This is a genomic window from Streptomyces sp. NPDC058685 (genome assembly GCF_042714725.1).
GTDB lineage: Bacteria > Actinomycetota > Actinomycetes > Streptomycetales > Streptomycetaceae > Streptomyces.
Genome location: NZ_JBHXSL010000026.1, coordinates 40,275 through 52,284, shown reverse-complemented (window position 1 = coordinate 52,284; position 12,010 = coordinate 40,275). Strand labels below are relative to the sequence as shown.

Here is a 12,010-nt window from a genome sequence, read left to right as displayed (position 1 = left end):
CTGACGGCCCGTCAATCCTGCGGTCGGTCCTGTGTGCGGGAGAGGAGCCTGTCGATCTCGTCCATCTGCTCCGGCCGCAGCGGGCCGTACGCCAGCGCGCCGGCGTTCTCCTCCGCCTGGACGACGGTCCTGAAGCCGGGGATCGGCACGGTCCGCGGGCTGCGCGCCCACAGCCAGCCGAGCGCCCCCTGGGCGAGGGTGCGGCCGCCGGAGGTGAGGATGTCGCGTACGGCGTCGACCCGCGCCAGCCACTCGGGCTCGGGAACCCCACCCGCGCCGAACCAGCGCAGCCAGGACGGCGGTGTCGCCCGGATGTCCCCCGCTGCGCCGCGGCTGCCGGAACCGTGCTTCCCGGTGAGCAGTCCCATGGCCAGCGGGCTGCGGTTGATGCTCGCCAGACCGCGTTCCTCGCAGAGCGCGAGCATCACCGGCGCGTCCTCCAGCACGTTGCAGGCGTGCTGCACGGCCGCGCAGTGCGGGCCCTCGGCGAAGACGGCGGCACGTCCCGGGTCGTCGGTGCTCCAGGCGTACGCCCGGATCAGCCCCTCGGTGACCAACTCCTCGCAGGCGTCCCGCAGTTCCGCCGCCACATCGAGCGGAGCGTCGGAGAGGTGCAGTTGGTAGAGGTCGATCCGGTCGGTGCCGAGCCGGGTCAGCGAGCCGGTGAGCGCCCGGCGCACATACCCGGGATCGGCGTCGCTCCCGGTCAGGGTGCGCGTCGCCTCGTCGAACCGGTTGCCCCACTTGGTCGCGAGCACCACCTCGTCGCGGCGGCCCGCGAGCGCCCGGCCGAGCACCCGTTCGCTGTGCCCCGCGCCGTAGGTGTCGGCCGTGTCGAAGAAGGTGACGCCCAGGTCCAGGGCGCGGCGCACGGCGGCGACGGACTCGTCGTCGTCGACCGCTCCCCAGCCGAGCGGGTTGCCCTCGCCGTCCTGCCACTCACCGCCGATGGCCCAGCACCCGAACCCGAGCGCGCTGACCTCGATCCCGCCGGCGCGTCCCAGTGTCCTGGTGCCGGCCGTCCGTACTGCATCCGTTGCGTCCATGGCGCAGGAGGCTACGAGTTGGAGTGCACACCAGGACAAGGCCCGCGACCGCCGGGCGAGCGGGCACCCGGGGCAATCCGGGCCGTCGTCGACCTGCGGACGAACGGCTGACCGGCCCGACGTGCCCGATACCTGACCGGCCCGACCGGCCCCAAGCGCCCGGTACCGCCGGCCGGTCCCGCGCTCAGGCCTGACCGGTCTCGAAGCGGGCGACCCTGCCGCCCTCGACGCTGAACTTCCACGACGTCCGCATCTCGCCCCAGGTGTCGTTGCGGTAGCGGGCGACGAGGGAGAGACCGTCCGCCGACTGCGACTCGACCTCCATGTGGCCACGCGAGTCGAAGACCTCACGCCCCGTCCACTCGTCGATGTCACGGTCGTTGCCGTCGTCGGACATCGTCGCGCCGGGCGCCAGGGTGGTCCGGAATCTGTCCCGGTCACCGGAGTTGAGGGCGCCGACGAAGGCACGGACGGCGGGTTCGGTGAGCTTGTCCACGGAGATGGTCACGGAGGTCTCCTTCGGGTGCGGGACGGGCCTGCGGCCCGTATCGGTACCGGTGTGCGCCGGGGGCGCGGTCCTCTTCATGCCTACACCTCCGCGTCCGCCCCCACCTGTCGGCCTGCTCCACCCGCGCGCCCCCTGCGGGGCCCCGCGGCGTGGGAGGCTAGCGCGCATGGACCACACCCTGGACGCCACGCTCGACCCCATCTGGGACACGGTCGACCGCCTCAACACCTGGCTGGACGAGAACCGGACCCTTCCCGCGCAACAGGAGGTGCTGCTGCGCATACTGAAGCTCTCGGAGGAGGTGGGCGAGGTCGCCCAGGCGGTGGTCGGCGCGACCGGCCAGAATCCCCGCAAGGGCCACACCCACACCTGGCGGGACGTCGAGTCCGAGCTGTGCGACGTGGTCCTCACCGCCATGGTCGCCCTGCGCACACTGACCCCGGACGCACCCGAGGTGTTCGGCGCGCATCTGCGCAAGGTCACGGCGCGCTCACTCTCTTCCTGACGGCGGCCGTCGTCAGGTCGCTGGCCGGCGCCACGGACCGCAGGACCGACGCCGGTACCGGCTCAGCCGCCCGGCGGGGGCTCCCACGGCAGCGCCTCGACCGTGGCCAGCGGCCAGCGGTGGTCCTGCTTCCTGTCCGGGTGGTACGCCTCCGCGTCACTCGCCTGGCGCTCCCGCCACAGCGTCTGCTCGTGGTGCAGCGCCGCACGCGACAACCGCCCCAGCGAGGGGTGGCAGGCGCCGAGGACCTCGGCCAGCACCAGCGCGGCCTGGGCGTCGCTGCCCGGGTCGCCGGGGTTCTCGTGCGGGACGCCGTACCAGGCCGTGACCTTGCGCAGGGACCGGCCGCCGCCGCGGTACCGGTCGACGTGCCGGTCGACGACCAGCGGGTCGCAGAGCGGGAACAGCCCCGCCGGGCAGCGCTCGGCGAGCGGTCGCAGCCCGTGGCGCAGCAGTTCGGACTCCACGAAGGTCAGGACGTACGGCGCGTGCCAGACCACGAGCAGCTCTCTGGTGGCCAGATGCGCGGCGACCGCGTCGGCCGTCTCGTCCAGCACCCGCTCCGGCGGGAGACCGTCCGCACGGGCCCGGTCCAGGGTGATGCCGTGCGTGGTCCGCGGATCGAGGGCGAGTCCCGGCCCGGGGTCGATCAGCCAGTCCCGGTCCGGACCGTCCGAGACGCGCAGGGCGACGGCGAGGATGCGGTCGACGCCGGTGCGCGGGCCGGTCGCCGCGATGTCCAGGGACATCAGACGGCGGTGGTGCCAGCCGGGGTGCGTGCCCCGGGGCGGCGGACCCGGCTCGCGGGCGTGCTCGGGGTGGTAGACCTCCCAGCCGCCGTGACTCCCGGGCAGCACGACGCCGGTTTCCGCGGGAACGGTCGCGCCGCACACGGCGCACGGGCCCTCGTAGTGGTTCGTCCGCGCCGTCGGGTTCACGGGGCCGCCTTCACTCGTCGCAGCTCCCCCCGCGGAGGCGGCAGACGAGTCGGGCTGTACGCCGGGTTCTGTGCCCCGGGACCTCGCGGTCGTCGGGGCGACGGCCATCCATCTAGGGCCGGCGTTGCCGCCGGCCTCGTGCGGTCTACCCGCGGACTCGGGCGGGCAGCCCTCGAACGTCCGCGCAGGAGCACCTCGTATCGCTACAGGCGCTCCCTCTTGACCTTGCTCCAGGTGGGGTTTACCTAGCTGCCCAGGTCACCCTGGGCACTGGTGGTCTCTTACACCACCGTTTCACCCTTACCGAGGACCGAGGTCCCCGGCGGTCTGTTTTCTGTGGCACTGTCCCGCGGGTCACCCCGGGTGGCCGTTAGCCACCACCTTGCCCTGTGGAGCCCGGACGTTCCTCGGGAGGATCCGAGGATCCCCACGCGGCCGTCCGCCCGGCTCGTCTGCCGTGGCGACCATGCTACCCGGCACCGGCGGGCGGGAACGCCGTGGAGCCGTGGGCCCGGACCGCGGGGCGCGTCCGGGCCGGCCTCCGGCGCAGGCGGACAGGGCCCCGCGGGCGAGCCTTGACCCTGCCGCAACGTCATGGTTTCTACTGGCCGCATGAGGATCGGAGAGATCGCCGCACTCGCGGGCGTCACCCCCCGTACCGTCCGCCACTACCACCATCTCGGCCTGCTGCCCGAGCCCGAACGCCGACCCAACGGCTACCGCGACTACGGGCTCCAGCACGCCGTGCTGCTCGCCCGTGTCCGCCGGCTCACCGAGCTCGGTCTCGGGCTGGCCGAGGTCCGCGACGTGCTCGCCGACGACGCCGGCCGCGAACTCGCCGAGGTGCTGGCGGAACTCGACGCCGATCTGGCGCAGCAGGAGAGCGCCATCGTCGAGCGGCGCGCCCGTCTCGCCGAGCTGATCCGGCAGGCGAAGGACGGCACCCTGCCCGCGGAGGGGCCGGTCTCCCCCGAACTGGCCCGGCTGCTCGGCTCGCTCACCGCCACCGACTCCCCCGCCGCCGCCAAGGACCGCGCCCATCTGGCCCTGCTGGACACCATGGTCGAGCCGAAGGACCGGGAGCGGCTGTTCGCCGCGATGCAGCCGCTCGCCGACGACGCCGAATTCTCCGCCCGGGTCCAGGAGTTGTACGAACGCCTCGACGAACTCGCCGACGCGGACGGTGACGACCCACGCGTCCGGCCGCTCGGCGAGGAGCTCGCCGCCTGTATGCCCGACGAGTTGATCGCGCTGATGAACGAGAGCGGCGAGGGCTTCGAGGAGAGCAAGGGGTCGTTCGGCGAGGCGTTCCTCGCCGACTTCTCGCCCGCGCAGGCCGCCGTCGTACGGCAGATGCTGGCCACCCTGTCCGCCCGTGCCGAGGAGCTTCGATGAGATCCGCCACCGTTCTCCGCCGTCTGGCCGTGCACGAGGTGCGCGCCCCGCGCAGCCTGGCGCTGTGGGTGCTGCGCCGGCGGGACGGGGTGCGGACGGCCCGGTACGCCGCCAAGTACACCGAGCCGCAGACCGCGATGCTCTACGGATTCGTCTTCGTGGCGATCGTCGAGACCGTGGCCCTGGCGGTGCTGATCCCCTGGCCGCTGGTGCACGCCATCACGCTGTTCATCGATGTCTACGGCGTGGTCCAGCTGATCGGTTTCCACGCGGCCTGTGTCACCCGGCCGCATGTGGTGGAGGCGGACGGATCACTGCGCATCCGCTACGGGGCCCTGTTCGACCTGCGGATTCCCGCGGAGCAGATCGTCCGGGCCGGCGTCGACCGCCGCTACCCGGACGGCAGTCGGGGCACGGCGCGCGACGACGGCACGCTGGAACTGCCCGTCGGAGGCCAGACGACCGTGACCGTGCGGCTGGCCGCGCCCGTCACCTTCGTCCGGCCGCTCGGCAGAGTCGGCACCGCGCACACCGTCCGGTTCAACGCCGACGATCCCAGGGCCCTGGTGGCCGCGCTCAGGCCCGCGCCGGAGCGAACCGCACCTTCGCCGAGCCCGGTTCCGCCTGGATGAGCCGCACCCGCAGCCGCTCGCCCAGCGGCAGCGGGCCGCCGCCCTCGACCCTGGCCACCACGGCCGGTTCCTCCACCTGGACCGTGCCGACGGCGGGTTCGTGCTCCTTCACATCCACCACGACGCCCTCGAAGACCTCGCCGATCCGGTCCTTCAGCAGGGCCGCCTCGATGATGTCGACGCACTCACGCTCCACGGTGTTGGCCCGCCGCCCGCCGTCCGCCATCTCCCGGGGGAGGTCGTCCAGCGCGGCGAGCACCCACTCCGGCACGCCCTGCCCGGCGCTGAGGGCCAGACACAGCTCGCCGGCGTAGCGGTCCACGAGTCTGCGCAGCGGTGCGGTGCAGTGCGTGTAGACGGCGGCGACGGCCGCATGGACGGCGTGCGCGGGCAGTTCGCCGCCGGTGAAGACGGTGTAGCCGGCGCCGCGCAGCAGGGTGGTGCACTCGTGCAGAAAGGCAGCGTGCGAGGCATTGCCCGGGTCGAGGGACCGTACGACGTCGGCGTACGAGACATGGTGGGGCCAGTCGATGTGCAGGGCCCTCGCGGAGCGGCGCAGCCGTGCCACCGCGCCGTCGGGTGCGGTGGGCAGGGTGCGCAGGATGCCGGTGCCGGACGCGGTCATGAGATCGGCGGCGGCCATGCCGGTGAGCAGGGAGATCTGGGCGTTCCAGCCGTCGGCCGGCCGCGGGGCGCGGTAGTGGAGGAAGTAGGCGCCGTTCCGCTCGGTGATCTCCTGCTCGGGGACACCGAGGGAGATTCCGCCGCGTTCGCGTTCCAGCTCCTCGCGCAGCAGGCCGACGGTCCTCAGCAGCGCGAGGGGCTCCTCGGCGGTGCCGTCGTCGATCTGCCGCTGCGCCCCCTCGTAGTCCAGCTTCGCCCGGCTGCGGACGAGCGCCCTGCGCACATCCGTGGCGACGGTACGGCCCTCGGCGTCGAGGTCGATCCGCCACAGCAGCGCGGGCACGCTGCGGCCGGGCAGCAGACTCGCCACGCCCTCGGAGAGCACGGCCGGGTGCAGCGGCACCTTCCCGTCGGGGAAGTACAGGGTCTGCACGCGGCGGTGGGCCTCCGCGTCGAGCGCGCCGCCGGGCTTCACGAAGGCGGCGACATCGGCGATGGCGTAGTGCACCCGGAAGCCGTCGCGCCGGCGGGCGAGATGCATCGCCTGGTCCAGGTCGGCCGAGTCCGGGGGGTCGACGGTGAACAGGGGGAGATCGGTCGCCTCGGTGTCCGGCAGCGCGGGCGCCGCGGCGGCCGACTCCGCCTCCGCGAGCACGTCGGGCGGGAATTCGCCCGGGACCCCGAGGGTGATGCGCAGCTCGCGCAGGGCGGCCCGCAGCGGAGCCTCGGCTGCGCCGGTGATGTGCAGAGGGCGGCGGGGCATGGACCGAGCGTATGGCGGTGGGCGACGGACGGCACCCCGGATGACCGTAGGCTGGCGCGGGGGCCGCACCCCCCGCCCCCGTACGTACGAAGGAGACTTGCCGTGCTCGTGCTGTTGCCGCCGTCGGAGGGTAAGGCCGCTTCCGGTCGCGGGGCTCCGCTGAAGCCCGAGTCACTGTCGCTGCCCGGTCTGGCCGACGCCCGCGCCGCGGTGCTGGACGAGCTCGTCGAGCTGTGCGCGGCCGACGAGGACAAGGCGCGGGAGGTCCTCGGGCTGAGCGAGGGCCTGCGCGGTGAGATCGCGAAGAACGTGCAGCTGAGGACCGCGGGGGCCCGGCCGGCGGGCGAGCTCTACACCGGTGTGCTGTACGACGCTCTGGGGCTCGGGACGCTGGAGCCGGACGCCCGGCGCCGGGCGCGCGCGTCGCTGCTGGTGTTCTCGGGGCTGTGGGGCGCGGTGCGGATCGGCGACCGGATTCCCCCGTACCGCTGCTCGATGGGCGTGAAGCTGCCCGGTCTCGGCGCGCTGGGGACGCACTGGCGCGCGCCCATGGACTCCGTGCTGCCGGAGGCGGCGGGCAGCGGTCTCGTCCTGGATCTGCGCTCGTCCGCGTACGCGGCGGCCTGGAAGCCGAAGGGTGAGGTGGCCGGGCGTACGGCGACGGTGCGGGTCCTGCACTCGCAGCTGGTCGACGGGGTCGAGAAGCGGTCCGTGGTCAGCCACTTCAACAAGGCCACGAAGGGCCGGCTGGTGCGGGACCTGCTGGTGACGGGTGCCAGGCCGAAGGGCCCGGCCGAGCTGGTGGAGGCGCTGCGGGACCTGGGGTACGTGGTGGAGGCCGAGCCTCCCGCGCGGGCGGGCCGGCCGTGGTCGCTGGACGTGGTGGTCACGCAGATCCACTGATCCCCCACCACCTTTCATTGCACCCTGCGCAACGCTCGTTGCGCAGGGTGTGGGCATCGGGGCAGGATGGCCGCATGACCTCCCTGCTGGACCTCGCGCCCGTCGTTCCCGTCGTCGTGATCGAGGACGCCGCCGATGCCGTACCGCTCGCGCGGGCGCTCGTGGCGGGCGGACTGCCCACCATCGAGGTGACGCTCCGGACGCCCGCCGCGCTGGACGCCGTCCGCGCGATCGCCGACGAGGTGCCGGACGCGGTCGTCGGCGCGGGAACGGTGATCTCCGCGGACGGCGTGGACGCGGCGGTGGCCGCCGGGGCCCGGTTCCTGGTGAGCCCGGGCTGGACGCCGACGCTGCTGGAGGCGATGCAGCGGTCGGGTGTGCCGTTCCTGCCGGGCGTCTCCACCACCTCGGAGGTGGTGGCGCTGCTGGAGCGCGGGGTCGACGAGATGAAGTTCTTCCCGGCCGAGGCCGCGGGCGGGACGGGCTATCTGCGGTCCCTCGCCGGGCCGCTTCCGCAGGCCCGCTTCTGCCCGACGGGCGGCATCTCGCTCGCCTCGGCGCCCGCCTATCTGGCGCTGCCGAACGTCGGCTGTGTGGGCGGCACATGGATGCTTCCGGCGGACGCGCTCGCCGCGAAGGACTGGGGGCGTATCGAGGCGCTGGCCGCCGGGGCGGCCGCGCTGCGCGGCTGAGGGCCAGGCAGGGTCCGCACAGTTCAGGGTCCGCACCATGTCGTCGTCCGCCCGGAGGGCGGGGTTCTCGGCGTCCGGTGCGTGCGATCGCAAGACGCCCGTGCGCCCTCGTGGCGGAGCTGCTCGGGCCTACCGGCAACGCCGTGTGGACGCCGCCTCCCATGCCCGAGGGCTACGAGGGGGGCGCCTCCCGTGCCCGAGGGCTACGAGGTGGGGCGCCTCCCGTGCCCGAGGGGCTACGGGGTGGGGGCGCGCCCCGAGCCCGAAGGGCTACGGGGAGGCAGGGCGTCGCGCACCGGACGAGACGCCGCCGACATGTCCTGGCCGAACGCCAGGTCGACGTGGTCCCTGACGGGCCGGTAGCCGATCCGCTGATAGAGGGCACTGCTCGTCGGGTTGTCCACATCGGCGAAGAGCAGGACCAGTTCGGCCCCGTCCTCGATGGCCGCCCGGCTGACCGCCGCGGTCACGGCTCCGGCATAACCCCGGCCGCGGAACCCGGCCGGAGTGTAGACGGGCGAGACGCGCGACTGGCCGACCAGCACCGGGGAGCGGGACGCCATGGAGACGGGCCGCTCCTCGACCTCCCACAGCCACAGACAGCCGTCGGCGATCCGCCGGGCGGCGTTGGCCGTCTGATCGGCGTCCGCGTCACCGCCGATGTCGGCGGCGAAACCGCGCATCCAGGCAGCGACCAGCGGCACATCGCCGGCGCACGCCCGCCGGGCACGGCCGGGCGGCTCGGGCGGGGTCAGCTCACCCAGCCGGTACAGCCGCAGCCGGCAGACGACCGACCAGGAGCCGGGTCCGGCCCACTCGTCGGCGAACGCCTGCGCACCGCCGTCCGCGCCCCTGACCCCGCTGACCGGCACATCGCCGCCGGCCGTCCGCAGCGCCCGGGCCAGCGACCGGGCGTGCCCCGGGTCGAGGGTCCCGAACACCGGTGCGTGCGGCGGGGTCTGGACGAAGGCGGCCTCGACCGGGGCCGAGGGGTCCGCGCGCCACCAGCCGAAGCGGGGCGGCGGGCCGCCGGCCCCGTACACCGACGGGCCGTGCCGCCGGACCGTCTCGCTGACGGTGATCAGCGCGGTGGTGCCGACGGGGTCGGCCGCCAGGTACGGCCCCGCGACCCGCTGGAACTCCTCGACGTCGCCGGTGAGTTGCCAGGTCACGCGCGCAGGTGGGACGTGTCGTTCAGCAGCCGCAGCGACGCGTTGCCGTCCGCGTAGTAGGCCACGGCCGACAGGGACGCCGCCGAGAGCTCCATCCGGAACAGGGACTCCGGCGGTGCGCCCAGCGCCAGCCGGACCAGCGTCTTGATCGGGGTGACATGCGTGACCACCAGGACCGTGCGGCCCCCCGACTGGGTCAGCATCGTGTCGCGGGTCGCGGCGACCCGGCGTGCGACGGTCGCGAAGCTCTCGCCGCCGCCGGTCGGTGCCACCTTCGCCGAGGCGAGCCAGGCCGTGAGGTCGTCGCCGTAGCGCTCCTGGACCTCACCGAAGGTGAGTCCCTCCCAGGCGCCGAAGTCCGTCTCGCGCAGGCCGTCCTCGATACGGACGTCGAGCCCGAGCCGGGCCGCGATCGCCTCCGCGGTCTGCCGGCAGCGCTTCAGCGGGGAGCTGACGATCTCCTGGATCGTGCCGCGGGCGGCGAGGGACGCGGCGGCCGCTTCGGCCTGGCGCAGGCCGGCGGGCGAGAGCTCGTGGTCGCCGCTGCCGGAGAAGCGCTTCTCCGGCGTGAGGGCGGTCTCGCCGTGGCGCAGCAGGACGAAGGTGGTGGGGGTGCCGAGGTCGGCGCCCCAGCCCTGCGAGGCGGGCTTCTCGGCCGTCGGACCGGACTCGCCGGCGTTCTCGGTGCCCGGCAGGAGCCCGGCATCGCCCCGGCCGCCGCCGGACAGTGCGGCACGGGCCTTCGCCGCACCCGCCGTCGCGTCACCGACGACCCGGGCCGCCGTGTCGTCCCGGGTGGTGAACTCGGCGGTGGAGCGGGACGGCTCCCACTGCCTGCCCTGCTTGCCCGCGTCCATCGCCTCGTTGGCGAGCCGGTCCGCGTGCTTGTTCTTCTCGCGCGGGATCCACTCGTACGTCACCTGGGCCGCGGGGAAGACCTTGGCCGCCTGGGCGGCCAGCGGCTTCATGTCGGGGTGCTTGATCTTCCAGCGGCCGGACATCTGCTCGACGACCAGCTTGGAGTCCATCCGGACGTGGACGGACGCGTCGGGCGCGAGCGCGTACGCGGCCTTCAGTCCGGCGACCAGGCCCTTGTACTCGGCGACGTTGTTCGTCGCGACGCCGATGTACTCGGCCGCCTCGGCGAGCGTCTCACCGCTGGCGGCGTCGATGACGACGGCGCCGTACCCCGCCGGGCCCGGGTTGCCCCGGGAGCCACCGTCCGCCTCGACGACGAACCGCGGCATCAGAGACCCGACTCGGAGGTGCGGACCAGGATGCGGCGGCAGTTCTCGCAGCGCAGCACCGTGTCGGGGGACGCGGCGCGCACCTCGTTGACCTCGGTGATGTTCAGTTCGAGCTGGCAGCCCTCGCAGCGGCGCTGGAAGAGGCGGGCGGCGCCCACCCCGCCCTGCTGGACGCGGAGCTTCTCGTACAGCTTCAGCAGGTCGGCGGGCACGGTGGCCGAGAGGACCTCGCGCTCCTTGGTCACCGTCGCGGTCTCGGCGTCGAGTTCCTGCTCGGCCGCGTCCCGGCGGGCGGTCGCGTCGTCGGCCTTGGCCTGGACGGAGGAGACCCGCTCGGTCAGTTCGGCGACACGTTCCTGCGCGGACTCCCGGCGCTCCATGACCTCGAGGACGACGTCCTCCAGGTCACCCTGGCGCTTGGCGAGGGAGACGATCTCGCGCTGGAGGTTCTCCAGGTCCTTGGGCGAGGTGACCGCGCCCGAGTCCAGACGCTGCTGGTCACGGACGGCGCGCTGGCGGACCTGGTCGACGTCCTGCTCCGCCTTGGTCTGCTCGCGGGCGGTGTCGCTCTCCTCGGTCTGCGCGGCGACCAGCAGGTCGCGCAGCTGCGTGAGGTCCTTGGTGAGCGATTCGATCTCGGCGTGCTCGGGGAGCGACTTGCGCCGGTGCGCGAGCCGCGACAGACGGGCGTCGAGGGCCTGGACGTCGAGGAGTCGGATCTGGTCGGCGGGCGCGGCGTTCAGTTGGGGGCTCCAGGAGAAGAGTGTTGGGAGGTCCAGGGATCGGTCACCGTGCGCGACACATGGACCCGCAGGTCCCAGCCGTGCCGGTCGGAGATCTCGTCGAGCTGGGCGGCGGCCTGCTCGCACCAGGGCCACTCGGTGGCCCAGTGCGCGGCGTCCACCAGTCCGAGAGGGGACTGCTGGGTGGCCTCGGACACCGGGTGGTGACGGAGGTCGGAGGTGAGGAAGACGTCCACGCCCGCGGCGCGGACGGCGTCGAAGAGACTGTCGCCGGAGCCGCCGCTCACCGCGACCGTGCGCACGGTCGCGTCCGTGTCACCCGCGACGCGGATTCCCTGGGCGGTGCCGGGCAGCCTCTTGGCCGCCCGTTCGGCGAACGCGCCGAGCGTCTCGGGCTGGTCCAGTTCGCAGATGCGGCCGAGGCCCCGGCGGCCCGAGGTGTCCGTCGGGTCCGGCACCAGGGGCCGGACGACGCGGAGGTCGAGCGCGCCGGCGAGGGCGTCGGAGACACCGGGATCGGCGGTGTCCGCGTTGGTGTGCGCGACGTGCAGCGCGATGTCGTTCTTGATCAGCGTGTGCACGACCCGGCCCTTGAAGTGGCCGGCCGCCACGGTCGTGGTCCCGCGCAGATAGAGCGGGTGATGGGTGACGATCAGCTGGGCGCCGAGCGAGATCGCCTCGTCGGCGACCGCCTGGACGGGGTCGACGGCGAACAGCACGCGTCGGACCTCCGCACCGGGGTCGCCGCAGACCGTACCGACCGCGTCCCACTCCTCCGCGCGCTCGGGAGGCCAGAGGACGTCGAGGGCGGTGATGACTTCAGACAGACGGGGCACGGAAAC

The 12,010-nt window shown here is 73.8% G+C and carries 13 protein-coding genes and 1 other RNA gene; 5 read left to right on the top strand and 9 right to left on the bottom strand.

What is annotated here, in order from left to right; all coding sequences use genetic code 11:
• Nucleotides 1-11: 11 nt before the first annotated feature.
• Nucleotides 12-1,046 (bottom strand): aldo/keto reductase, encoded by a 1,035-nt coding sequence (locus ACFWU3_RS21335; RefSeq protein ID WP_384439696.1) that lies wholly within the window; start codon nt 1,044-1,046, stop codon nt 12-14.
• A gap of 184 nt (nt 1,047-1,230) precedes the next feature.
• On the bottom strand, nt 1,231-1,554 hold the full coding sequence (locus tag ACFWU3_RS21330; RefSeq protein ID WP_384439693.1) for a nuclear transport factor 2 family protein: 324 nt from the start codon (nt 1,552-1,554) through the stop codon (nt 1,231-1,233).
• A gap of 166 nt (nt 1,555-1,720) precedes the next feature.
• Between ACFWU3_RS21330 and ACFWU3_RS21325 the strand changes: the two genes are divergently transcribed.
• Complete coding sequence (locus tag ACFWU3_RS21325) at nt 1,721-2,059, top strand: MazG-like family protein (protein ID WP_384439690.1); 339 nt, start codon at nt 1,721-1,723, stop codon at nt 2,057-2,059.
• A 62-nt stretch (nt 2,060-2,121) separates the two neighbouring features.
• Here the strand turns inward: ACFWU3_RS21325 and ACFWU3_RS21320 are convergent, their stop codons facing one another.
• A complete protein-coding gene (locus ACFWU3_RS21320) occupies nt 2,122-2,997 on the bottom strand; it encodes a 3'-5' exonuclease (RefSeq protein WP_384439687.1) in 876 nt (291 codons plus the stop codon).
• A 41-nt stretch (nt 2,998-3,038) separates the two neighbouring features.
• Nucleotides 3,039-3,448: RNase P RNA component class A (gene rnpB / locus ACFWU3_RS21315), an RNA gene on the bottom strand.
• 161 nt (nt 3,449-3,609) lie between these two features.
• Between rnpB and ACFWU3_RS21310 the strand changes: the two genes are divergently transcribed.
• Nucleotides 3,610-4,392, top strand: coding sequence for a MerR family transcriptional regulator (locus tag ACFWU3_RS21310; RefSeq protein WP_384439684.1), 783 nt, complete (start codon nt 3,610-3,612; stop codon nt 4,390-4,392).
• Nucleotides 4,389-5,024: a hypothetical protein gene (locus tag ACFWU3_RS21305; protein WP_384439681.1), complete on the top strand. Its 636-nt coding sequence runs from the start codon at nt 4,389-4,391 to the stop codon at nt 5,022-5,024. Before ACFWU3_RS21310 ends, ACFWU3_RS21305 begins: the two co-directional genes overlap by 4 nt.
• On the opposite strand, the gene ACFWU3_RS21300 is transcribed toward ACFWU3_RS21305, so the two are convergent.
• Nucleotides 4,969-6,411 carry an RNB domain-containing ribonuclease gene (locus tag ACFWU3_RS21300; protein ID WP_384439678.1) on the bottom strand — a complete coding sequence of 481 codons (1,443 nt, stop codon included), beginning with the start codon at nt 6,409-6,411 and terminating at the stop codon, nt 4,969-4,971. The two genes, ACFWU3_RS21305 and ACFWU3_RS21300, sit on opposite strands and share 56 nt — an antisense overlap.
• Before the next feature lie 102 nt (nt 6,412-6,513).
• Here ACFWU3_RS21300 and yaaA point away from each other — a divergent pair, with 102 nt between their 5' ends.
• Nucleotides 6,514-7,314 (top strand): peroxide stress protein YaaA, encoded by an 801-nt coding sequence (yaaA, locus tag ACFWU3_RS21295; protein WP_384439675.1) that lies wholly within the window; start codon nt 6,514-6,516, stop codon nt 7,312-7,314.
• 74 nt (nt 7,315-7,388) lie between these two features.
• Entirely contained in the window at nt 7,389-8,006 is a 618-nt protein-coding gene (gene eda / locus ACFWU3_RS21290) for a bifunctional 4-hydroxy-2-oxoglutarate aldolase/2-dehydro-3-deoxy-phosphogluconate aldolase (RefSeq protein WP_384439672.1), read from the top strand.
• A 236-nt stretch (nt 8,007-8,242) separates the two neighbouring features.
• Here eda and ACFWU3_RS21285 read toward each other — a convergent pair whose 3' ends face one another.
• From ACFWU3_RS21285 to ACFWU3_RS21270, 4 genes are read right to left on the bottom strand one after another with little or no spacing between them, the layout of a single operon-like run.
• Nucleotides 8,243-9,178: a GNAT family N-acetyltransferase gene (locus ACFWU3_RS21285; protein WP_384439669.1), complete on the bottom strand. Its 936-nt coding sequence runs from the start codon at nt 9,176-9,178 to the stop codon at nt 8,243-8,245.
• Nucleotides 9,175-10,425 (bottom strand): bifunctional RNase H/acid phosphatase, encoded by a 1,251-nt coding sequence (locus ACFWU3_RS21280; protein WP_384439667.1) that lies wholly within the window; start codon nt 10,423-10,425, stop codon nt 9,175-9,177. Before ACFWU3_RS21280 ends, ACFWU3_RS21285 begins: the two co-directional genes overlap by 4 nt.
• Nucleotides 10,425-11,168: a zinc ribbon domain-containing protein gene (locus ACFWU3_RS21275; RefSeq protein ID WP_384439811.1), complete on the bottom strand. Its 744-nt coding sequence runs from the start codon at nt 11,166-11,168 to the stop codon at nt 10,425-10,427. Before ACFWU3_RS21275 ends, ACFWU3_RS21280 begins: the two co-directional genes overlap by 1 nt.
• Nucleotides 11,165-12,004 carry a Nif3-like dinuclear metal center hexameric protein gene (locus tag ACFWU3_RS21270; RefSeq protein ID WP_384439662.1) on the bottom strand — a complete coding sequence of 280 codons (840 nt, stop codon included), beginning with the start codon at nt 12,002-12,004 and terminating at the stop codon, nt 11,165-11,167. The genes ACFWU3_RS21275 and ACFWU3_RS21270 overlap by 4 nt, the downstream gene beginning before the upstream one ends.
• Nucleotides 12,005-12,010 lie beyond the last annotated feature (6 nt).

Coding starts and splice junctions, on each gene's coding strand:
- ACFWU3_RS21335 (WP_384439696.1), bottom strand. CDS start 1,046: ATGGACGCAACGGATGCAGTACGGACGGCCGGCACCAGGACACTGGGA.
- ACFWU3_RS21325 (WP_384439690.1), top strand. CDS start 1,721: ATGGACCACACCCTGGACGCCACGCTCGACCCCATCTGGGACACGGTC.
- ACFWU3_RS21310 (WP_384439684.1), top strand. CDS start 3,610: ATGAGGATCGGAGAGATCGCCGCACTCGCGGGCGTCACCCCCCGTACC.
- ACFWU3_RS21305 (WP_384439681.1), top strand. CDS start 4,389: ATGAGATCCGCCACCGTTCTCCGCCGTCTGGCCGTGCACGAGGTGCGC.
- ACFWU3_RS21300 (WP_384439678.1), bottom strand. CDS start 6,411: ATGCCCCGCCGCCCTCTGCACATCACCGGCGCAGCCGAGGCTCCGCTG.
- eda (WP_384439672.1), top strand. CDS start 7,389: ATGACCTCCCTGCTGGACCTCGCGCCCGTCGTTCCCGTCGTCGTGATC.
- ACFWU3_RS21280 (WP_384439667.1), bottom strand. CDS start 10,425: ATGCCGCGGTTCGTCGTCGAGGCGGACGGTGGCTCCCGGGGCAACCCG.